The 21,808-nt window shown below is 56.2% G+C and carries 15 protein-coding genes; 11 read left to right on the top strand and 4 right to left on the bottom strand.

The features are described 5' to 3' along the window. The 5 genes from HALA3H3_RS01955 to HALA3H3_RS01935 form a co-directional block, all read left to right on the top strand. Positions 1–756 (top strand): bacteriophage T4 gp5 trimerisation domain-containing protein (locus tag HALA3H3_RS01955; protein WP_404872885.1); only part of this gene is annotated, 756 nt, incomplete at its 5' end. 2 nt (positions 757–758) lie between these two features. Beyond that, positions 759–1,697, top strand: a complete 939-nt coding sequence (locus tag HALA3H3_RS01950; RefSeq protein ID WP_053856856.1) for a DUF4123 domain-containing protein — start codon at positions 759–761, stop codon at positions 1,695–1,697. Next, positions 1,694–5,134, top strand: coding sequence for a toxin VasX (locus HALA3H3_RS01945; protein WP_022521242.1), 3,441 nt, complete (start codon positions 1,694–1,696; stop codon positions 5,132–5,134). Before HALA3H3_RS01950 ends, HALA3H3_RS01945 begins: the two co-directional genes overlap by 4 nt. 13 nt (positions 5,135–5,147) lie before the next feature. Beyond that, entirely contained in the window at positions 5,148–6,479 is a 1,332-nt protein-coding gene (locus tag HALA3H3_RS01940; protein WP_022521241.1) for a hypothetical protein, read from the top strand. Between the two features lie 198 nt (positions 6,480–6,677). Then, the gene (locus tag HALA3H3_RS01935) at positions 6,678–7,514 is read left to right on the top strand and encodes an alpha/beta fold hydrolase (RefSeq protein WP_022521240.1); all 837 of its coding nucleotides are present in this window, start codon (positions 6,678–6,680) and stop codon (positions 7,512–7,514) included. Positions 7,515–7,593: 79 nt separating this feature from the next. Here the strand turns inward: HALA3H3_RS01935 and nirD are convergent, their stop codons facing one another. The 3 genes from nirD to HALA3H3_RS01920 are packed head-to-tail and all read right to left on the bottom strand — an operon-like array spanning position 7,594 to position 11,936. Then, on the bottom strand, positions 7,594–8,028 hold the full coding sequence (gene nirD / locus HALA3H3_RS01930) for a nitrite reductase small subunit NirD (protein WP_022521239.1): 435 nt from the start codon (positions 8,026–8,028) through the stop codon (positions 7,594–7,596). Between the two features lie 59 nt (positions 8,029–8,087). After that, positions 8,088–10,595: a nitrite reductase large subunit NirB gene (gene nirB / locus HALA3H3_RS01925; RefSeq protein WP_022521238.1), complete on the bottom strand. Its 2,508-nt coding sequence runs from the start codon at positions 10,593–10,595 to the stop codon at positions 8,088–8,090. Beyond that, positions 10,596–11,936 carry an NAD(P)/FAD-dependent oxidoreductase gene (locus HALA3H3_RS01920; protein WP_022521237.1) on the bottom strand — a complete coding sequence of 447 codons (1,341 nt, stop codon included), beginning with the start codon at positions 11,934–11,936 and terminating at the stop codon, positions 10,596–10,598. A 758-nt stretch (positions 11,937–12,694) separates the two neighbouring features. Here HALA3H3_RS01920 and HALA3H3_RS01915 point away from each other — a divergent pair. The 4 genes from HALA3H3_RS01915 to HALA3H3_RS01900 all read left to right on the top strand — a co-directional run bounded on the left by HALA3H3_RS01915 (position 12,695) and on the right by HALA3H3_RS01900 (position 19,130). After that, on the top strand, positions 12,695–15,460 hold the full coding sequence (locus HALA3H3_RS01915; RefSeq protein WP_022521235.1) for a nitrate reductase: 2,766 nt from the start codon (positions 12,695–12,697) through the stop codon (positions 15,458–15,460). After that, on the top strand, positions 15,420–16,319 hold the full coding sequence (gene cobA / locus HALA3H3_RS01910) for a uroporphyrinogen-III C-methyltransferase (RefSeq protein WP_022521234.1): 900 nt from the start codon (positions 15,420–15,422) through the stop codon (positions 16,317–16,319). The genes HALA3H3_RS01915 and cobA overlap by 41 nt, the downstream gene beginning before the upstream one ends. 68 nt (positions 16,320–16,387) lie before the next feature. Beyond that, the gene (locus HALA3H3_RS01905) at positions 16,388–17,197 is read left to right on the top strand and encodes a formate/nitrite transporter family protein (protein WP_022521233.1); all 810 of its coding nucleotides are present in this window, start codon (positions 16,388–16,390) and stop codon (positions 17,195–17,197) included. 217 nt (positions 17,198–17,414) lie between these two features. Next, complete coding sequence (locus HALA3H3_RS01900; RefSeq protein WP_022521232.1) at positions 17,415–19,130, top strand: bifunctional protein-serine/threonine kinase/phosphatase; 1,716 nt, start codon at positions 17,415–17,417, stop codon at positions 19,128–19,130. Positions 19,131–19,151: 21 nt separating this feature from the next. On the opposite strand, the gene HALA3H3_RS01895 is transcribed toward HALA3H3_RS01900, so the two are convergent. After that, complete coding sequence (locus HALA3H3_RS01895) at positions 19,152–20,411, bottom strand: MFS transporter (RefSeq protein ID WP_022521231.1); 1,260 nt, start codon at positions 20,409–20,411, stop codon at positions 19,152–19,154. Between the two features lie 90 nt (positions 20,412–20,501). Between HALA3H3_RS01895 and dkgB the strand changes: the two genes are divergently transcribed. Together dkgB and arfA are read left to right on the top strand one after the other, a co-directional pair. After that, positions 20,502–21,320, top strand: a complete 819-nt coding sequence (gene dkgB, locus HALA3H3_RS01890; protein WP_053856855.1) for a 2,5-didehydrogluconate reductase DkgB — start codon at positions 20,502–20,504, stop codon at positions 21,318–21,320. A 110-nt stretch (positions 21,321–21,430) separates the two neighbouring features. Beyond that, positions 21,431–21,580: an alternative ribosome rescue factor ArfA gene (arfA, locus tag HALA3H3_RS25910; protein WP_008957724.1), complete on the top strand. Its 150-nt coding sequence runs from the start codon at positions 21,431–21,433 to the stop codon at positions 21,578–21,580. Positions 21,581–21,808 lie beyond the last annotated feature (228 nt).

Genomic DNA, 21,808 nt, shown 5'->3' with positions numbered 1-21,808 from the left:
GACCCCGATCAACCGCTGGTCACCGGGCGCACCTACCACGCGGTGAACACCCCGCCCTACCCGCTGCCGGACAACAAGACCCGCACGGTGATCCGTACCCAAAGCCACAAATCGGAAGGCTTTAACGAACTGCGCTTTGAGGACGCCACCGACCAGGAGCAGATCTGGCTGCATGCCCAAAAAGACCTGGAGCTGCTGACGCTTAATGACCGCACCGAAGAGATCAAACGCGATAGCCATCTCAAAGTGCACAACGACCGCATCAGCGAGATCGACAACGATGAGCACCACACGGTGCATCGCCACCGTTTTGAGCACACCGAAGGCGCCCAACATTTAAATGTTGAAGGCACTATGCATATGCGTGCCGGGCAGGCCTGGCTAAGCGAAAGTGGCCGGGAACTGCATATCAAGTCGGGCCAAAAAGCGGTACTCGAAGCCGGTAGCGAAATCACCCTCAAGGTGGGTGGCAGCTTTATCAAACTGGACGCCAGCGGCATCACCATCGTCGGCCCCCAGGTCAAGATTAACGCCGGTGGCAGCCCCGGTAACGGCACCGGGCAGGCGGCTGAGCCGCCCAAACTGCCGCCGGTGCTAGAAGGTAAAGATCATGACCGGGCAGAAGCGATAGGGCACTCGCCGTTATTAAGTAGTGCTATTGAGCCATCGCGTCAGTTATCGGCGCTAAAGCAAGGAAGTGCTCTGACTAATATATGCGAGCCACCCGATGATGACGCTTCATTAGGGAGGGCATGAGGATGAGTAATTTCACCAGCGAAGGCTTGCGACAATATTCGCCGGGCTCGCCGCCTAAAAGCAGCGACGTAGTGAATCAACCTGGCTACTACGTATTGTTGGATGCATTAACGCGGCCATCCATGGAACGCTGGCTATATGAAACATTGGAAGCGCCCGATTACGAGGTGCTGTATCTGAAAACGCCTCTGAAAGAGTGTCGTGAAGCTTCACCCTGCCTGGTGGCTCTTCAAGGGGCACATGAGCTATGGGAGGCATTCTTAAAACAAGGGGCTGAACAACAGTGGGGGTGGCTGCTTTATAGCCGCACCTCCCGCCAACAACTTTTAGCCCGCCTACGCTGGCTGCTGATGGTGCGTCACCCCGTCCATGGGACGCAGGTGCTGCGTCTCGCCTCCCCAGCCGTTATGCACAGCTTGCTCAATATCAAGGGGGGAGGGAGCTACACAAGTTTGTTTGGTAGCGTTATTGAACGTGCCTGGTTACCGGTTAAAGACAGCACCTCCATGACATGGTGGCAGGTTAACCAAAGCGACTCATTGCAAGAGACTGGCGTACCTACTTCAGCGTCTCCCCTATCATTGCAAGAGGCACACCTTTCCGCCCTGGCACACGTTAACTGGCAGCGTTTTCAAGTCACGCTAGCTAAGCATTTGCAGCGCTACTTCCCATCAGGCCCGCTAATCAGTCACCACGGCTCAGCGATGGAGGCGGCCGAGCAGGTAATCACAACGACAGCTCGTCTAGGGTTTATGGGCCAGCGAGCGCACTTTTACATGGCAAATATATTAGGCGCCCACGGTGACGCTGCCTTAGAGATTGATCAACACCCTACACTTGCTAGGTTGCTTCTCCAGCCTAATCACCAAGCGCCAATGGAGCGGTTAAAAGCGGCAGTCAATCTTGCCCAGCAAGCGTTAGAAAAGGATGACATGGTATGAGCATGGATATAGCAGCCGCGAATCGCGTTGCCGATAATCAACCCGATAACGACCCCAGCGATGAAAGCGGCCAATGTACGCTAACGCAAAAAGATATGCAGTTAGTGCCGGTACGGTATGCCATGGTCGAAGAGCCTGAGGCCGAGCGTGCAGAAGCAGTGAATGGCTTTGCCCCAGTGCACGGTGGTCGTTTTCGTCGTTCCGGCATTCGGCCGATACGCTCGGGTTGGTTATATATTGTGCATAGCTTAACGCCCGATGAACTCCTGATATTCAAAGTAGAGCCCGATGGCAGTGGCGATGAGATTATTCTTGAACGCAAGGGGAGCATCGAAGTACTGCACAGCATGGTGGAGCTAACTGAGCTCCATCTGTCCATGCTATTGATTCCCACCTTTCGCCGCCAGGTAATGACCCGCGTAGGCATAGGCGGCTTCTGCCATGGCACCGCCCATTTACTTGACCCCAATGACTTGCCTGCCGCACTGGCAGACGACCACGGTGAATATCGTGCAACCCCAGAAGCGCCTGACCAAGAGGCAGGCGCTGATGCTGAAATCGACCCGGGAAGTTATGCCTGGTGTGACCTCGAAGCGACGCCTACTGGTTGGCAAGCGGCCAGTGCTGGTGAGATTGTGGGAAGCATCAAAGGCAGCTACCAAAACGATAGCGCCATTCTCGTGGTAGAAGATATTCCCGCACGAGTGACAGACTGGGCACAGCTGTGGAAAAAATTGTCTGAACAGCAAGGTCATTGGCAGGATAAGTATCAGACCGAGAACTTCGCAGCACGCACGATTGATGGTCTGATGACCCTTAACTTTGCGCCGCATGCCGCTAATGCTGGCCAAGGCAATATTCCCGAATGGCTAGGCGATGCTGGCAGCGATGATCAAGCTGATCTACGAGAACTGGCAGACCTTTACGAGCAGCGCCGCGAAAGGCGTGAGGCTATCCATACTGCTCACACTGGAGTGGTCGGTAGCGCCTTGGCGCCTATTAACCGGGATATCGATGAACTCAGCCAGCATATAGCTGAAAACCTAGGTACTGATGCTGAGTCAGTAAAAGAGTTTGTCGAGGAAACCGAGCAGGCCCACTTTAATGAAGTGATTGGCGGCAACTACGCGCTGGCACCCAACGGCATTGTAGATGTCATTCGTCAGCAGGATATGGAAAATTTCCTAGCCTACGCCAACGGTCTTGAGGAGGATTGGCAATCGGCTTACCTAGCCATAGGACAGGATATGGCGCGGCTAGCACCCGCATGGCACGACTATGCACTGGTGCTGGATCGGGAAGAAGCGCTACACATAAAACTGACGAGTAAAATCGAGAAGTACGTTTTCGAAACGCTGGCATTGTGTGGGCAGCAAAGCTTTCTTGCCCAGTATTATATGGGTGATACCCCCAACACGGCCCACTTGCTTCACTTTATTCCTACTGAAAGCTTTATTGACACCTTCCTATCCGAGTTGGATGGCCCGCAAAAAGCCTTAACACAGGCGGCGGCTTTGATGACCGCCTCAGGCGCACTAGGTACTTATCAAACGTGGCGGAGCACTATTGATGAGCAAACAGGCCTGCGCTTTCGCAGCATTGAGGGCCTCGCCGATGATGTGGTGGCGGATATTGCCGGGGAGGTCAGTTACAAAGAGAAAATGTTGGGTGAAGCGGTCATCAAAACTCTGCTAGACGATGCACAACAGTTGGAGATGCCCCAGCGCTTTGCCAATCTGGCAGGCATGTTGCCGGAAGGGCAACGGCTAATGTTTCTTGAGCGCCTGGGGCTGGCTGAGATGGGCTGGGATATTCCTGACCAAACCGTGCTAGGTAAATTGCGGGAGGCCACCACCAAAGCACAACGCGCCTCATCACAGCTCCAGCGATTGGAACAGGATATGGCGCAATATTACCAAGAGCGGGATGCAGAAATAAAACGTGCTTATCGTCGAGGAACAAGTGGGGGCTATCGCCGTGCAGCTGACCAGTTCAACGCAAGTAACATCCGGGATAAAGAATTAGAAATCAAACAGCAACAGCGTTTGCTGGGTGAGGCGCTAGAAGAGCTGTCAGATCACAGCTTCCCCGGTAATGAAAACGGTAGCCACGCCCTGAAAATAGGCGGCTTAAGCCAAGCCGCTACCCGCGCAGCGCTGGCTGAGCACAACGCCATCAAAGCGCTGGCCAATCAGCCCCGTGAGACGATGCGCAGCAGCTTGGATACCCTGATTCGAAACGAGCAGAATGAAGTGTCGGTATCCCGCGCGGTGGGGGTGTTGGTGAACGGTAGTTTGTCGGCGATGGGGGCCATCACAGCCTGTGTAGCTATGAAAGATCTGTTTGAAAGTTTTGGAACAGAGAGATTTTCTGAAAGTCTAGGTAACGCAGGTTCTCAGACAGCGGCAACAGCGGCATCACTTATGGCGATTAGAGAAATGATCGTCGATGCCCGCCATCGCAAGCTCTATGAAGGGCGAGCTTTTCAACAAGTCGCCCAGGCTGAATTGAAAGCAGCAGCGGGCAGCCCTGCTCAGTTAGAAAGTTGGGCCAGAGCAGCCAATAAAGCCATGGTTACTGTTGCCTTGCTTGGTGGGGTGGCGGGCTTCTTTGAAGCTATTAGGCAGGCTCAGAAGCTGGGGAGTGCAGAGACGCAGGCGGAGCGTTTAGCCACTCAGGTGGCACTTGTGGGGGCTACCGGTACCTCAGGAGGAGGCTTTGCCTTAGGCGGCAGATGGCTTGTGGGTAGAATATTAGGCACGCCTGCTGCGCAGTTACGGCTTTTGATGTTGCAGTTTGCCGGGCCGGTGGGCTGGTTCGTTGCGGTCAGTACGCTGTTATTGGTGATGGGCGACTTATTAGCCAGTCGCTTTTCACTCAGCCCGGTGCAGCGCTGGTGCCAGCAAAGCTACTGGGGGTTGCGCAGCAAACAGTGGAATCTTGATAAGCATGAGAAGGAACTAAGTAAACTAAGTGGCAGCGAGGTTAGCGTGGAACGGCAAGGGGTGGCTGTGGCTCATGCAGGCCCCGGGCCTGGGCCTGCCGCTAGCGACTTGGCTTTCCGGCTGACTATGCCGGGGGGCCAGCCACCCGATGAAGAGAAGCTCTCTTTCGGTGTATGGGGGGTTCCCATGCGTGGGGGCCATCAAGAGCTGACCCGTGATGTGCTGGCGTATGCCCATAATAGAACAGAAAACTCTCGTGTAGATGTCATCTATCACTTTGCGCCAGAGGCACTAAGTCAGTTCTACTTTGTACGGCTCGTGGTGCGCTCGCGCCTCAACGGTGAATCCAAAACGCAAGTCTATGAACTACACCGTCGTGGCCGTTCACTGCCAAGTGAGTGGCGTGAGGTAAGTGCCCTGACGAATAGTTTTTTCAGTAGCGTCAAAATAGGCACTTGGCCTGGTATGCCACTCACGCCCTGGGCACCCTAAACAAGGACGAATAATGTTTAACACCAACCCCAAAGATGCTTTACCCCCCATGCGCGCGGGCGAACGGGAAAGCCGTGCCGGGGGGGAGCAATATTGTTTGAGTCCGCTACCCCTACCCACAGATAGCGAGTACGCGGTAGATGTGTCCCATATCGATGTGCACCACGATAGCGCCACAATGGATATTCGCCAGGGCGCGAACCCCGACACCATGATGACGGCAGGGCATGTGCTAAGCGTTGGGACTGTGTTTATGAACGGCTTTTTTTTAGTGGTGTTTTGTATGGCAATCATAAAAAACACGGCGTATAGCCAGGTATTAGCATTCTGGGGGGGGGGGCTGTACTTTGTTTTTTTGTATATCTTTATTCTAGGCATTATCTGGATCAATACGCTGCTTAAGCGCATACCTCCTATTCGCTTAAATCGCCAGCGCCGTGAAGTTGCTTTTGTAGTAGAACCCCCAGGTCGCTTCTGGCTTCCCGCGCCTCAAAACCTGTGGTTAATATCGGCAGTGGGTACAGCTGCAGCGATATCTGGAGGAATGGGGATAATTGAATTTAACGAATGGTTGCGCGGTGCTCGGGATAGTTTCCCTGTTGGTTTGACGCTACTGCATATCGGCGCCCTGGCTTTTTTCTACGTGTATCCACCGGTTTATGACGCCATCTGTCGGCTATTTAAACGCGAACGGCGCACGGTATTGGTGCCCTGGGAAGATGTCGCCGCGATGTGTGCCTTTAACCCGGGCCTCGGGCCAGGGGCGATCACAGGCTTTGTTTGGAGCTTTGCGCTGGTGCCGCCCGACCCGCAGCGGCCAGGCTACACACTGCCAGGGGCGGGTATCATAGTCAGCGTGGGTGGCCTGCCAGGGGCGCTGGCCCAATGGGAGTATATTCGCCGCTTTATGGAAGAGGGGGCCGAGGCGATTACTCCTTCCGCCAAAGAGTGGGGCGTCGAGTGGTATAACGCCTATGTGGCCCGCGAAAAAGCCGAATGCGAGCGCACCAACGACCCGGCCCGGTGGCGTCGCTTTCGGCGCAAGCGCCTGTGGGAACATGCCCGCTTCGCTCACTGGTACACCGAATACCGCATGAAGCATATTCTGCCCAAAGCCGTACCCAGCGATTGGCTCGCCGAGTGGTCAAAACCCTTACCCGAATCCCAATGGGTCAAGCCTTCGGCGGCTGTTAATGAACTTAGCAAACACCTGCGCGCGGCTTACCAGCGCGGCGAGAAATTTATTGAAATGGGTGATATCGAAAAACGCTTTAGGGTAGCCGTGCCTGCCGCTAGTCAACAGGCTTATCCCTCGTTTCCGTTTCGGCGCGGTAGTTCACGATAAATGTTTAACACCAATCCCAAAGCAGCTCTGCCCCCATGCGCACAGGAACGTGAAAGCCGGGGGCGAACAGTAATGCTTCCGCTCCTAACGAACGTATAAAGAGCTACTAACAGCCCACTTTGGTAAGTCCGAAAGGGTTGTACTAGCCTTATGTGGCACATAAATGCTTCACGTTAAGCCAAACAGGAGGGTGAGACGATGCCAATGCTGAGCGTAGGAACGGAACAGGGCACGCCAGTTGAGCTTTATTACGAAGTGCGCGGGGCGGGCAAGCCCGTGGTGCTGATCCACGGTTGGCCGCTGAGTGGCCGTTCGTGGGAACAGCAGGTGCCAGCGTTAGTCGAGGCGGGATATAAGGTGATTACCTATGACCGCCGAGGCTTTGGCGGGTCAACCCAGGCTGATGGTGGCTACGATTACGACAACCTAGCGTCTGACCTCAAGAAACTGATTGAGGCGCTGGATTTGCACGATGCCACCCTGGTGGGCTTTTCCATGGGCGGCGGTGAAGTGGCCCGCTATCTTTCCAGCTACGGCACCAGTCGTGTTCATAAAGCCGTTTTTGCCGCGGCGGTGCCACCTTACCTGTACAAAGCCGATGATAACCCTGAAGGTGGTCTTGATGATGCCACCATCAATCAGTTCCTTGATGGCGTAAAAGATGACCGCCTTGCCTTCCTGGAAGAGTTTACCAAGAGCTTCTTTACGGCGGGTGAACGCAGCGACTTGGTTAGCGAGCCCAACCGCCAGTATCACCGTGATATTGCCGCCTTCGCCTCTCCTCAGGCCACTTATGACTGCATCAAAGCCTTTAGCTATACCGATTTCCGCAAAGACCTGCCGAGTATCGATATCCCCACGCTAATCATCCATGGCGATTCTGATGGCATTGTGCCCTTTGAATTTAGTGGCAAGCGGGCCCAGGAGCTACTGCCCAATGCGCAAACGCAAGTGATCAAGGGCGGGCCCCATGGTCTCAATGCTACCCATCCCGATGAGTTTAATCAGGCGCTGATTAGCTTTTTAGATGAATAACGTTTGAGAGTGACTGCCTGCTAACAACCACGCCGCCTTAATGGCGGCGTTGTCGATTTAACCAGGCTAATAAATGTGGTTACCCCTCAACCCACACTTCATCACCTTTAAATTCAACCTTCCAGGTACGTAGCTTAACGTCCTCATCCTCTAAACACTGGCCGTCTTCAAGGCGGAAGTGCTGCTTGTAGATAGGCGAGGCGACGACCGCCGCGCCTTTAAGGTCGCCAACGATGCCACGAGCGATCACGTTGGCGTTTGAGAAGGGGTCATGATGATCGAGAGCATAGAGCTCATCGCCCTTTCCTCGCAGCCCGGGCAAGTAGAAAATAGCTACCTGGGCGGGGCCTTCGGCGGTTTCCAGCCAGGCGGCGATGCCAGAGAACGCTACCAGATCATCTTTGGTACAAACTCTTTGCCACGCCGTGTTGTATCCAGAAGCGTGGTTTTCGAAAGCTTCGCTGTTTTGCACATCCGCCATATCCATCTCTTTTTTCAGTGCCGTTGCGGTCATGGGTTGCCTCGTTTTTATTCAGTGTCAGTGTCGTTGTCAGTGTCAGGGCCCAGCGTCGCTTAAGCGGGGCGCAGCTGGCCGCGCTCGGAGGTCATAATGATTGACGGATCCGGGCGGTCGTCGTTGACGAAGCTGCGGAAGCGCTTGAGTTTCTCTGGGTCGCTGATGGCGTCGGCCCATTCGCACTGGTAGGTATCCACCACGGTTTGCATCTGGCGCTCCAGCTCGTCGTTGATGCCTAAGCTGTCTTCCAGAATCACCTCTTTGAGGTACTCCAGGCCGCCGTCGAGGTTTTCGCGCCACACCGAGGTACGCTGCAAGCGGTCGGCGGTGCGCACGTAGAACATCAAGAAGCGGTCAATGGTGCGGTAGAGCTGCTCATCGTCCAGGTCAGTGGCGAACAGCTCGGCGTGGCGGGGGCGCATTCCGCCGTTACCGCACACGTAGAGATTCCAGCCGTTTTCGGTAGCGATAATACCGATGTCTTTGCTCTGGGCTTCGGCGCACTCGCGGGTGCAGCCGGAAACTCCAAACTTGATCTTGTGGGGTGAACGCAGACCCTTGTAGCGGTTCTCTAACTGAATCGCCATGCCGACACTATCCTGCACGCCGTAGCGGCACCAAGTGCTGCCTACGCAGGATTTCACCGTGCGCAGTGATTTGCCGTAGGCGTGCCCCGTCTCGAAACCTGCAGCAATCAACTCGCCCCAGATATCTGGCAGGTCTTCAAGGCGGGCGCCGAACAGATCGATCCGCTGGCCGCCGGTCACTTTAGAGTAGAGGCTATATTTTTTGGCCACTTCGCCCAGGGCAATGAGTTTATCGGGGGTGATCTCGCCACCGGCCACACGCGGCACCACCGAGTAGGTGCCGTTTTTCTGCATGTTGGCCATAAAGGTGTCGTTGGTGTCCTGCAGGGGAATATGCGCCGCGTCGGTGATTGGCTCATTGAAGCAGGAGGCCAGAATGGACGCCACGGCGGGTTTGCAGATGTCGCAGCCCAGGCGGTGGGTGTCGGCGTTGCCGTGTTTTTCAATCAAGTCAGTGAAGGTTTTAATACCTTCAACGCGCACAATATCGTAAAGCTCCTGGCGGGTATGGGCGAAGTGCTCGCAAATCGATTTATCGACTTCGACACCGCGGGCTTCCAACTCATGGTCAACCACGCTTTTGAGCAGCGCGGTGCAGCCCCCGCAGCCGGTGCTGGCTTTAGTGGCCACTTTGACACCGCCTAGATCTACTGCGCCAGCGTCAATAGTGGCGCAAATATCACCTTTAGTGACGTTGTGACAAGAGCAGATGGAGGCGGTTTCCGGCAGCGCACCGGGGCCGAGAGTGGGCGCGGCGCCGCTGCTTTGGGGCAGAATCAATGAGGCGGGCTCGTCGGGCAACTCAATGCCGTTGGAGTAGTACTGCAGCAGCGTGTCGTAAACGCTGTTATTGCCCACCAGCATGGCGCCGAGCAGCTTTTTACCGTCGCTGGAGACCACCAGTTTGCGGTACTCCTGCTTGATGGGGTCTAGGTAGCGGAACATGCGAGCGCTGGGGTTTTGGTTGCCGTGGGCATCACCAATCGAGCCCACATCCACGCCCAGCAGCTTGAGCTTGGTGCTCATATCCGCGCCGCCAAACTGGGTATCGCCTTCGGTTAGCGTCGAAAATGCTGCTTTGGCCATTTGATAACCGGGGGCGACCAGGCCAAAAATGCTCTGGTTCCACAGCGCCACTTCACCAATTGCCAGAATGGCCGGGTCGCTGGTGAGGCACTGGTTATCCACCACCACGCCGCCGCGTTCACCAATCTCCAGGCCGCAATCACGGGCCAACTGGTCGCGGGGGCGGATGCCTGCTGAGAACACAATCAGGTCGGTTTCCAGCACTTTGTCGTCTTGGAAGACCATGCGGTGGCGGCTTGCCTCGCCATCTTCAATACGCTGTGTGGCCCGTTCAAGAAGCACCTGTACGCCCAGCGCTTCGATTTTTTCCCGCAGTAGCTCGCCGCCTTCGTTATCCACCTGCATCGGCATTAGGCGTGAGGCGAACTCCACCACGGCGGTATCCAGGTTCAGGCCGCGCAGGGCGTTAGCCGCTTCAAGGCCCAGTAAGCCGCCGCCCACCACCACGCCGGTGGTAGCGTTTTCGGCGGCCGCCTGGATGGCATCTAGGTCGTCCAAGGTGCGGTACACCAAGCAACCATCGCGGTCATTACCGGGAATCGGCGGCACGAAAGGGAACGAGCCGGTAGCCAGCACTAGGCGGTCGTAAGGGTAACGGCCTTGTTCGGTGACCACCTCTTGTGAGTTGCGGTCGATCTCAATGACGGCTTCGCTTGTGCGCAGTCCAACGCCGCTGGTGGCGTAGTAATCCGCTTCGCAAAGCGCTAGCGAATCGGCATCGCGGCCGCTGAAATATTCAGACAGGTGCACCCGGTCGTAGGCGCGGTGGCGCTCTTCGCCAAACACGGTGACCTGATAGCGCTCAAGGGCGCCGTTATCGACTAACTGCTCGACCAGGTGGTGGCCGACCATGCCGTTACCAATAATAATAAGCTGCTGTTGGGTAGACATTTAAGCCGCCTCCGACGTTGTATGAGAAGAGTGTTTAGAAGAAGAGTGTTTTGAAGAGAGCTCAGAAGAATCAGGGCTGTGTTGAGATGCTTCGCGGAGCACCTCGACATCAGCACCACCAAACAACAAGGCTTGGCGGTAAGCGTTGAGATCGGTACCCGCGAGCGCCTGTTCGAAGTACCAGGGGCCTTGGCTGGTGTCGCCGTAAAGCACCGCGCCTTCAATCTGGCCGTCGCGCAAGAGCAGGCGGCGGTAATCGCCGTGCTCAATGTCGTGGTAATTCAGCACTTCATGCTCGGCGCTGGCCTCGGTGGGGCCAAAAGCGTAGAGCGCTACGCCACTGATTTTGAGTTTGGTAGCGCTGGGGGCATCCGCGTAGCCTTGGGTATGCGTGCCGCACAGCGTCGCGGCGAGCACTTCTACCTGACGCCAGATCGGCTCCACCAGGCCGTAGGTGGTGCCATCGAACTGGCAGCACTCGCCCAGTGCTGAGATCGCCGGGTCGCTGGTGGTGAGCCATTCGTCCACCACAATAGCTCGATCCGTGAGCAGGCCTGCCTGGAGGCCAAGTTCCGCATTAGGGGTAATGCCCGCGGCAACGATCACACTGGAGGCGTTCAACTGGCGGCCATCGGCAAGATGCACCTTAGCTACCCGGCCCAGGGCGTCACTCTCTAGCCTCGCTAACTGCGCGCCGGTGATGATCTGTAGACCGCGTTGAGTGAGGGTGTCTTTAAGCAGGTGGGCGGCGGTGGTATCCAACTGACGGTTCATCAGGCGCTCGCTGCGCTGGAGCACGCTTACGTTGATGCCGCTGCCGCGTTTACGTAACCCCTCAGCCGCTTCAAGACCCAGCAGGCCGCCGCCAATCACGACAGCGTCACCGCCACGCTTGGCAATGGCTTCTAGTGATTCGGCATCTTGCAGGTCGCGAAAGCCATGTACGCCCTCAAGCTCTATCCCAGGAACATCGGGCAGCGCTGGGCGCGAGCCGGTGGCGATGACCAAATGATCGTAATCAAGCGATCGGCCGCTATCGGTGGTCAATGTTTGGCGTGCGCGATCAAGCATCTCGACCTTTTCACCCAGTATCAGCGTAACGCCCTGTTCGGCGTACCACTGGGTATCGCGCAGGGTAAGCGCCTCCTGCTGCATCTCACCGGCCAGCAGTGGTGAAAGCAGAATACGGTTGTAGGCAGGGCTTGGCTCTGCGCCAATCACCGTGATGCGCTGGGGGCGTGTGGGCTGTTTTACCAACGCCTCAATTAGGCGGTGGCTTGCCATACCATTGCCAATGACCACCAGATGGTCGTTGGATGAGCACCGGGAAGTAGTTTCCATGGGGGGCTCCTCTGTGTCTTTGCGGCTGCTTGAGCACCAAACAAAAAAACGCCCCTGTCGCGCACCTCTTTGCAAATAATCGCAAAAGCGTGCGTAACAGGGGCGTCGTTGCCCGATAGCGTCGTTTTAAATACGCGACAACCGCCATTGGCTGCCAGCTGATTAAAAACCTTACCCTGTAACAAGCAAGGAGCTAGCCAACTGGCCGTATAGCATATTTTTTTAAATAACTTCAGCTGCTTATGTTTAGGTGATAGGTAAACGGTGGCCAGGCTCTTCGGATAGACTGCACGGTGATGGTGCGAAAAGAGAGGTGGCCTGCACTCTCAAGCACCATTTAGCGCGCACACAGTGCGAAAAAGAGCGTTGCGTGATGATTTGTTATTTTTTAACCATCTGTTTTTAAATGATTAAATTTTATATGGCCGGTTGTCGGCTTGGCTCTTGCAGTTCCCAAGGCAATAAGTAAGTTAACAAGGGATAAGCGCTCATTGTTTGGCGATGGCAGCGAACAATTCCAAAGCCGTTAGAAAAATAAGTAGCCGTTAGAAAATGTGTAGCTGTTAGTAAATCTTCATTTGTTTGAAGAGACTATTGTAAAGAGTAATGCACCGATGAAGGTGCGCTGTGGCAACGACGTCCAGCCCTCTTCTCTTAATGCGTTTATATAGCGCATTAGAGAATGGGACTGGGCGTTTTTTTATGCCCGGCATTTATATACGTATATACGGCGTTCAGGTTCGACCCGAGGAGGTATTATGCGAGGGGCAAAAGCAGGGCAGCAGTCCACAACGACGCAGCAAGCCAAAACCACCTGCCCCTATTGCGGCGTTGGCTGTGGCGTGACGGCAACCGTTGAAGCGGGCACGCTGAGCGCTGTAGAGGGCGACCGCGAGCATCCGGCGAACTTCGGGCGGCTGTGTGTCAAAGGTTCTGCGCTACATGAAACCTTGGGACAACAGGGGCGGCTGACTCACCCTCGCGTTGATGGTGTTGAGGTCTCCTGGGACACCGCCCTAAGCACTACTACCGAACGCTTAAACACCCTACGGGCCGAGTATGGCAACCACAGTGTGGCAGCGTACCTATCCGGTCAGCTGCTGACTGAAGACTACTACGTGGCCAATAAGCTGTTTAAAGGATTTTTAGGCACGCCCCATTTAGATACTAACTCAAGGCTGTGTATGGCCTCAGCGGTGGTTGGCTACAAGCGTGCCTTCGGTGCCGATGCGGTGCCGTGTAACTACGAGGATTTGGAAGAGGCGGAACTGATCGTGTTGGTGGGTTCCAACTTGGCTTGGAATCACCCGGTACTTTACCAGCGCATCAAAGTGGCCAAAGAGCGCAATCCATTGATGCGTTTGGTGGTGATCGATCCGCGCGTCACCGACAGCTGCGAAATCGCCGACCTCTACCTGGGGATTAAGCCAGGCAGCGATGCTTACCTGTTTAACGGCTTGCTGGCGTGGATGGCGCAGCGTCGCAGGCTTGATACCCTCTACCTTGAGCGCCACACCGAAGGGTTTGACGATGCTCTGGCGGCGGCCCAGCAAACCGCGGGCTCAGTGGCGGAGGTAGCGGCGGCCTGTGATGTTGACCCCGAGCGACTGGAAACCTTCTACTACTGGTTTGCCAGCCAGCTGCATGTGGTTACCCTCTACTCTCAGGGCGTTAATCAATCTGCCAGTGGTACCGATAAGTGCAACGCGATTATTAACTGTCACTTGGCTGGCGGCAAAATCGGTTTACCGGGGGCAGGGCCGTTCTCGATTACCGGCCAGCCCAACGCCATGGGTGGGCGCGAAGTAGGCGGGTTGGCCAACCAGCTAGCCGCGCATATGGATTACCACACCCCAGGCGCCCTCGATCTAGTCAGCCGCTTTTGGACTACCGACAGCCTTACACCGATCCTGCCGGAAGGGCCCGGTTATAAAGCAGTGGAGCTGTTTGAGGCCATCGAGCGTGGCGAAATAAAAGCGCTGTGGGTGATGGCCACCAATCCCGCGATTAGCCTTCCCGATGCTGCGCGGGTGCGTGCTGCGCTGGAGAAATGTCCGCTGGTGATTGTTTCCGAGTGCGCTGCCCATACCGATCTGCTGCCTTATGCCGACATTGTGCTGCCAGCCTCGGGGTGGTCGGAAAAAGATGGCACCGTGACTAACTCCGAGCGGCGTATTTCTCGCCAGCGGGGCATGCTGCCGCCCCCAGGTGAGGCCCGCCACGACTGGTGGATAATCTGCGAAGTGGCGAAACGGTTGGGGTTTGCCGAGGCGTTTAACTACGCGCACCCTTGGGAGATTTTCGACGAGCACGCTCGTCTCTCAGGGTTTGAAAACGGAGTTGATAACAGCACGGTGCCCGGCAACCCGCAGCGGTTGTTTGATATATCGGGTTTGGTGGGCCTGGGCCGGGATGGCTACGACGCCTTAGCCCCCATTCAATGGCCGGTCACAAAGGCCGCACCCCATGGCACTGCGCGGCTGTTTGAGGATGGCGAGTTTGCCACCGCCAATGGTCGCGCCAAGCTGCTGGCGATCAAGCCCCAAGGGCCTGAGCAGGCGCTGAGCGCCGCTTATCCGCTGCGTCTGAACACCGGCCGGATTCGTGACCAGTGGCACACCATGACCCGCACCGCTCGCTCACCGCGGTTAATGAATCACCGCGCCGAACCCTTTATGGATGTGCACCCAGAGGATGCCCACACCGCCGGTGTTATGGATCAAGGGCTGGCAGTGTTAACCGCCGAGAAAGGTGAATTTCGTGCCCGGGTGCGGGTCTCCAATGCCCAACGCCGTGGTGAGATCTTCGTGCCCATCCACTGGACTGACTGCTTCACCCAGCAGGCCAGAAGTAGCGCCCTGATCGACAGCATTACCGATCCGCTCTCTGGGCAGCCAGAGTCGAAGCACGGCGCCGTGGCGCTGGCGCCTCTTGCTACTGATTGGCAGGCCACTCTACTGATCGCCGAAGGGGCAACGGAATCAACACCTTGGTGCACCAGTGCCTACTGGACACGTATTCCCATGCGCGGCTGCCAGCGCTGGCAGCTTGCCAATACGCAGTCGGTTAATGACTGGCTAGCGCAGTTAAAAATGTGGCTGCCCGGCGACGTATCAGTCGTCAGCCAAGACCCCACTAACGGACGGCTGCGCGCCGCCTGTGTGAAAAACGGTCAGTTGCGCTGGTGGCTGATGGTCGGCCCGCCCAAAGAGTTGCCAGGGTTGGCGTGGCTGGAAGCGCGTTTTAACGAGGCGGCGCTTAGCGATACCCACCGCCGCCGCCTATTGGCGGGCTGCGACGACGGTGCTGCGGATACCGGCCCGGTGGTATGTAGTTGCCACCAAGTAGGCCAAACCACCATCGTCAATGCGATCCGCGAGGGCGACACCAGCGTAGAAGCGTTGGGCGCCAGGCTCGCCTGCGGCACCCAGTGCGGTAGTTGTATTCCCGAATTGAAATCACTTATTGAAGAGGAGCGGCCCAATGCCCGCACTAAGCAACCCCTTGCTACAGAAGTGGTTTAACGCCTTTATGCGGTTATCGCACCGCGCGCTAACGCCGTTGGTTCAGCAGGCTGTAGACATACGTTTGCCACTGCGTGGCGAGTGCCGCGCCGGGCAGGTTTACCTGGTTGGCGCAGGCAGCGGCGATGCGGAGCTGTTAACCCTCAAGGCCGCACGCTTACTTATGCAGGCGGACGCTGTGGTATATGACCGCTTAGTGGGCGATGACGTGCTGGCGCTGATTCCTAGCGGCAGCGAGCGCTACTACGTAGGCAAAGCCCGCGGCCACCACAGCGTACCCCAAGCGGAAATCGGCGAACTGATGGTAAAACTCGCCCGGGAAGGTAAATCGGTGGTGCGCTTGAAAGGCGGCGACCCGGCGGTATTCGCGCGGATGGGCGAAGAGCTAGATGCCCTGGCCGCTGCCGAGATCCCCGCTGCCATTGTGCCAGGGATTACCGCGGCCTCTGCCGCCGCTGCCTGCATGGGCATTCCGCTCACCGATCGCGGCCATGCGCAGCAACTGCGCTTTGTGACTGCCCAGCTATGCCGCGAAGACGGTACGCCGGATTGGGCATCGCTGGCGCGCAAGGATGAAACCCTGGTGTTTTATATGGGGCTTTCAAAAGTGAGTGCAATTTGCCACGGCCTACGCCAAGCAGGCCTGCCGGATGAGTGGCCGATTATGCTGGTGGCTAACGCCAGCCAGAGTGAACAGCAGTCGCTGGTGGGCTCGCTGGCGGATATGCCCGAAAAACTCTCCGCAACTCCCTTACCGTCACCCTGTTTGATTGTGGTGGGCAGTGTGGTGCAAAGAGTCGCCACGACGCCCGCTAACCTAGCCACCAATTTTTGCTTTGCACAGCAAACCACGCCTTAACGGCAGGGTTTGCGGTGCGCATTTTATTCTTCTGACCCTTACAACCAGCTACCAAGGAAAAGCTCTCTATGTCCTACTTATTGCCTGCTGAATTTGCCACCAAGATGGTCGATGCTGGCGAAGCCAAGCTTCACATGTCTACCCGTGATGCGCTGATTCGCGCTTTTATGGCGGGGGCTATTTTGGCCATCGCGGCGGTGTTTGCGGTGACCGTAGCGGTGCAAACCGGCTACCCGATTATCGGCGCCATCCTGTTTCCGGTGGGTTTCTCGATACTCTATCTAATGGGCTTTGATCTGTTGACCGGGGTGTTTGTGTTAACGCCGCTGGCGTGGCTGGATAAACGGCCTGGGGTGACGATTAATCGTATTCTCAAGCACTGGGGCATTGTGTTTATCGGTAATTTTGGTGGGGCATTAACGGTCGCCTTTCTCATGGCGATTGTGTTCACCTACGGCTTTAGCACCGAACCCAGCGAAGTGGGGCGGGTCATTGGTGAAGTAGGTGAAGGACGCACGGTTGGTTATAAAGAGTATGGCGCTGGCGGCATGGCGACGATTTTTATTCGCGGCATATTGTGTAACTGGATGGTATCGCTGGGGGTTGTGGGTGCGATGATCTCAACCACGGTGAGAGGTAAGGTGATTGCCATGTGGATGCCGATTATGCTGTTCTTCGGTATGGGCTTTGAGCACTCGGTGGTCAATATGTTCCTGTTCCCATCTGGGCTGATGATGGGCGGTAACTTCTCGATTATGGATTACCTGATCTGGAACGAAATTCCGGTAGTGCTGGGTAACTTGATCGGTGGCCTAGCGCTCACTGGCCTGACGCTCTACACCACACACGTGCGTACCGCGCCCCAGAAAGCTTTATAGATGAAGAAATTAAATGCCAAGCTTTCGTTACTGTGAAGCCCTAGGTTGATGATAAACATCGGAGCTTAGCCGAGGTCGGAATCAACCCGTAGCGGGGGTCTTTCGCCATGGATGGCGAAAGTAGCGCCCATGGATGGGTCTACAGCGCCCCCGCGTAGGGTTGTTCCGACCGTTTGCAATGTTCGCTCCGGCGGAGGCTTTTTTTAGGGGAAGCATAATGGCAGCGCTGACCATTTCGCTCGGCCAGCACTCTGATAAAGGGCGCAAGCCAAGCAATCAGGATTTTTACGGCGCTTATCTACCCAGCGACTCCCTGCGCGCCACCAAAGGGATTGCGATCGCGTTAGCGGATGGGATCAGCAGCAGCGAAGTGAGCCGGGAAGCGAGCGAAGCAGCAGTGGGCGGTTTCTTAACAGACTACTACGCCACCCCCGCCACCTGGGCGGTTAAAACCTCCGCCCAGCGGGTACTGCAGGCCACCAATGCATGGCTTTATGCCCAAACCCGGCAAAGCCAGTTCCGCTATAACCTGGATCGTGGCTATGTGTGTACCCTCAGCGCTATGGTGATTAAATCCACCACTGCGCACCTGTTTCACGTTGGCGATAGCCGTATCTATCAGCTCGCCGGCAATACGCTGGAGCCACTGACCGAGGATCATCGCTTTTGGGCATCCCGGGAAGTCAGTCATTTAAGCCGCGCCATGGGGGCCAGCCAGCACCTGGAGTTGGATTATTCCTCGGTATCGCTGAGTGAGGGCGATGTGTTTGTACTCACTACCGACGGTGTTTATGAGTGGCTAACCGGCGCTGAAATGGCCGCGCTGATTCATGCCCATTGGGGCGATCTCGATGCGGCGGCTGAGGCGCTAATCGCGGCTGCCATCGATCATGGCAGCGATGACAACCTCACCGTGCAAATTGTGCGCATTGATTCGCTGCCGGAGCGCCACGCTAATGAACTCTACGCGGCGCTGGGCACACTGCCGTCACCGTCTGAATTGCGCGCAGGAAGTGAGCTGGATGGCTACCGCATTGTGCGTCAACTGCATGCCAGCAGCCGCAGCCATGTCTACCTGGCGGAAGAGGTAGCGAGTGGCGAGAAGGTGGCACTTAAAACCCTCTCAACCGAGCTAAGCCAAGACTCGGCGAGTATCGAGCGGTTTGTGCGCGAAGAGTGGATTGCCCGACGCATCGATAATCAGCACGTGCTTAAAGCCCCCGCCCAAGAGCGCCCTCGCCGCTACCTTTACACCGTGCTGGCGTATATCGAAGGGCAAACCCTGACCCAGTGGATGCGTGACCACCCCAACGCCGAATTAGCCAGCGTTCGTCCCATCGTCGAGCAGATTGCCAAGGGGCTACGCGCCTTTCATCGCCTGGAAATGCTGCATCAGGATTTACGCCCCGATAACGTCATGATCGATAGCCACGGAACGGTGAAGCTGATCGATTTTGGCGCTGCCAAGGTGGCGGGCCTTGCCGAAGAGGTCGGGGCGGCTAGCGACGATATTCTAGGCACTGCCCAGTACACCGCGCCGGAGTATTTTCTGGGTGAAGGAGGCACGCCCCGTTCGGATCAGTACTCACTGGCAGTGATTACCTATCAGATGCTAACCGGCACGCTGCCCTATGGCACCGAGGTGGCCAAAACTCGCACTCGGGCAGCGCAGCATAAGCTTGCCTACCAATCGGCGCTTAGCGAGAACCGTGAACTGCCCGCCTGGGTGGATGAGGTGCTCAAAAAGGCATTACATCCCACTCCCCACAAACGCTTTCCGGCGCTTTCGGAGTTTATCTTCGAGCTACGCTCGCCAAGCCCAGACATGCTGAAGCGCGCCCAGTTACCGCTGCTGGAACGTGATCCGGTGCTGTTCTGGAAGGGGGTGTCGCTAGTGTTGGCTATTGTGGTGATTGCTCTGTTAGTGCGTTAAGGATGGTGGGATGCAGTGTTATCAGCGCGCATCGTCAAAACGGTCAACCCGGCGCAAGGTTGGGAACAGCTTCATCCAGGCGCCGACCACCGCCAAAGTGCCCACGCCGCCAATAATGGCCGCTGGCACTACGCCAAACCCTGCCGCCATGCTGCCCGCGCGGAACTCACCTAGCTCATTGCTGGAACCGATAAACAGCATGTTGACGGCATTCACGCGGCCGCGCATCTCATCTGGGGTGGCAAGCTGAATCAGCGTCATGCGCACGTAGACGCTAATCATATCGGCGGCGCCCGCCACCAACATGGCTATCAGGGAGAGCCAAAAAATCGTTGAAACGGCGAACACCAGATTCGCAATGCCAAAAATCGCCACTGCCATAAACATTACCCACCCGGCGCGGCGCTGAATGCCGCGGATGCCTAAGTAGAGCCCTATTAGGAGGGCGCCCACCGCAATAGCGCTACGCAGCGCGCCTAACCCTTCCGGCCCAACGTGCAGCACTTCCTGGGCGTAGATAGGCAGTAGCGCCACGACGCCACCCAATAACACGGCAAACAGATCCAACGAAATGGCGCCCAAAATAATCGGCTGATGGCGGATGTAACGAATACCTGCGGTAAAGCGCTTTATGGCAGTGCTTTCCAGTATTTTGGCGGTTTCAGCGTAGCGAATGGGCACCGGGAGCAGCAGCACAAGTGCCGCAATAAAACAGCCTAAACACACGCCGTAGGCAAGGCTGCCACCGCCTAACCCATACAGAATGCCGCCCAATAACGGGCCGGCGATCACGGCAATTTTCATAATAGAGCTATTCAAGGCAATCGCAGAGGCAAGCTGCGCCCGGGGCACAATATTGGGCAGCAAGCTTTGTAAGGCAGGACCGGTAAAGGCGCGTGCGGCACCAAACAGCGCCAGAACAGCGTAATAGCCGCCCACATTATGACTTTCATTCAGCGAAAGGGTCAGCAGCAGGGCGCTGCATAGCCCTTGCACCAACCAGCTAAGTTGCAAAATACGTTTGCGCGAGAAGCGATCAACGAAATCCCCTGCAGGTAGCAGCAATAGCACCATTGGCAGGAACTGCGCCAAACCCACATAGGCCAGTGCCATCGGGTCCCGGGTGATATCGTAAACCTGCCAAGCCACTACAATGGCCTGAATCTGCATGGCAAATACCGCGGCTAATCGCGACAGCAAAAAACTTAAAAAGCCTGATTGGCGGTGAAGCGGGAGTAAGGGCGCTTCGTCGCGGGCGGATGTTTCGTTAGCGAAGGTCATGGCGTCATCATGGTAAGAGTTTCAATAGCAAAGGGTTGAAGTGGTGCCGTAACCACCCCATATTAGTTAACACGCTATCAATAGAAAAGGATGTTAATGATGCAAACTGTGATGCCTAACCCCGGTTTTGGTACTTTTCGCCTGGAAGGCGATACACTCAAGCAGAGTATCCACGCAGCGCTTGAGGCCGGGTATCGGCACATCGACACGGCACAGTTTTATGGCAATGAAAAAGGGGTAGGGGAGGCGATTCGCGACAGCAGCGTGCCACGCCGCGATATTTTCCTAACCACCAAGGTGTGGTTCGATAATCTTGAGCCCGCAACGCTTAAAGCCAGCGTGGACGAAAGCCTGCAGAAATTAGGCACCGATTACGTTGACCTGCTGCTGATCCACTGGCCCTCCCCCGAGGATGAAGTGCCGATGGTCGATTACCTGACGGCGCTAAAAGAGGTCAAAGCCGAGGGTAAAGCGCGCAATATCGGCATTTCCAACTTTACCATCGCACAGGTGGACGAAGCGGTTAGCATTCTGGGTAAAGGTGAAATTCTCACCAATCAGATCGAGGTTCATCCTTTCTTACAGAACCGTAAACTGGTCGATCACTGCGAGCAGCATGGCATTCAAATTACTGCCTTTATGCCCCTGGCCGTGGGTAAAGTCATGGATGACCCAACCCTTAAGCAGATCGCCGACGCGCATAACGCCACGCCCGCGCAAATTGCCCTTGCTTGGGTAAAACAGCGCAATATGATTACGATTCCTTCATCGACCAAGGCGCGAAATATTCAAAGCAACATTGCCGCCTTTGACTTAGTCTTGAGCGACAGCGAGATGACGGAAATCGCCAAGTTGGATCGTAAAGAGCGTATCGCCAACCCTGAAATAGCGCCGCTCTGGGATGAGTAAGAGGAATGAATAACCAGGACTTGAAACGCTAAACGATGAACTTCAATTAATAGTATGTATCGTAGTGGGTGCCTGCCCAGGCAGGCATCTTTAAAAGAATGGAGAAAACGATGAAACAGCGCAAGATAAAAGACAACGCTTTAAAAGCGCAGCTGCGAACGCCGATGTTTAAAATGCAGCAGCAAACCCCGAAAAAAGGTAAAGGGAGCTACTCCCGGAAAGGACGCAATTCTCTGGGAGGGCATCGCCAAGCCGCCTAACCCGGCGTTTTGGCGATGCCTTCCCCAGGCATCTCTGCACAGTATTCCCCATGCTGTGCAATATCCCATCAGCTTGGCCGATCCAATGGATCGGCTTTTTTTGTGCGCCCGGCACGGGCGCACTCCTGGAGGTGCAAGTCCTCCCGTAAGCTGGCCACAGCGAACGAAGCGAAGCGCAACTGCGGAAGGGTGACCAACCGTGGGAAGGAAGCGTGGAGCGTAAACCGC

Source organism: Halomonas sp. A3H3 (assembly GCF_000982975.1).
Classification (GTDB): Bacteria; Pseudomonadota; Gammaproteobacteria; order Pseudomonadales; family Halomonadaceae; genus Vreelandella; species Vreelandella titanicae.
The sequence above is the reverse complement of the archived record's forward strand: the minus strand, read 5'-3'. Positions and strand labels throughout refer to the sequence as shown.

Bases quoted from the DNA above. Each gene is read 5' to 3' on its own strand.
- HALA3H3_RS01950 (WP_053856856.1), top strand. From the start codon at position 759: ATGAGTAATTTCACCAGCGAAGGCTTGCGACAATATTCGCCGGGCTCG.
- HALA3H3_RS01945 (WP_022521242.1), top strand. From the start codon at position 1,694: ATGAGCATGGATATAGCAGCCGCGAATCGCGTTGCCGATAATCAACCC.
- HALA3H3_RS01940 (WP_022521241.1), top strand. From the start codon at position 5,148: ATGTTTAACACCAACCCCAAAGATGCTTTACCCCCCATGCGCGCGGGC.
- HALA3H3_RS01935 (WP_022521240.1), top strand. From the start codon at position 6,678: ATGCCAATGCTGAGCGTAGGAACGGAACAGGGCACGCCAGTTGAGCTT.
- nirD (WP_022521239.1), bottom strand. From the start codon at position 8,028: ATGACCGCAACGGCACTGAAAAAAGAGATGGATATGGCGGATGTGCAA.
- nirB (WP_022521238.1), bottom strand. From the start codon at position 10,595: ATGTCTACCCAACAGCAGCTTATTATTATTGGTAACGGCATGGTCGGC.
- HALA3H3_RS01920 (WP_022521237.1), bottom strand. From the start codon at position 11,936: ATGGAAACTACTTCCCGGTGCTCATCCAACGACCATCTGGTGGTCATT.
- HALA3H3_RS01915 (WP_022521235.1), top strand. From the start codon at position 12,695: ATGCGAGGGGCAAAAGCAGGGCAGCAGTCCACAACGACGCAGCAAGCC.
- cobA (WP_022521234.1), top strand. From the start codon at position 15,420: ATGCCCGCACTAAGCAACCCCTTGCTACAGAAGTGGTTTAACGCCTTT.
- HALA3H3_RS01905 (WP_022521233.1), top strand. From the start codon at position 16,388: ATGTCCTACTTATTGCCTGCTGAATTTGCCACCAAGATGGTCGATGCT.
- HALA3H3_RS01900 (WP_022521232.1), top strand. From the start codon at position 17,415: ATGGCAGCGCTGACCATTTCGCTCGGCCAGCACTCTGATAAAGGGCGC.
- HALA3H3_RS01895 (WP_022521231.1), bottom strand. From the start codon at position 20,411: ATGACCTTCGCTAACGAAACATCCGCCCGCGACGAAGCGCCCTTACTC.
- dkgB (WP_053856855.1), top strand. From the start codon at position 20,502: ATGTTAATGATGCAAACTGTGATGCCTAACCCCGGTTTTGGTACTTTT.
- arfA (WP_008957724.1), top strand. From the start codon at position 21,431: ATGAAACAGCGCAAGATAAAAGACAACGCTTTAAAAGCGCAGCTGCGA.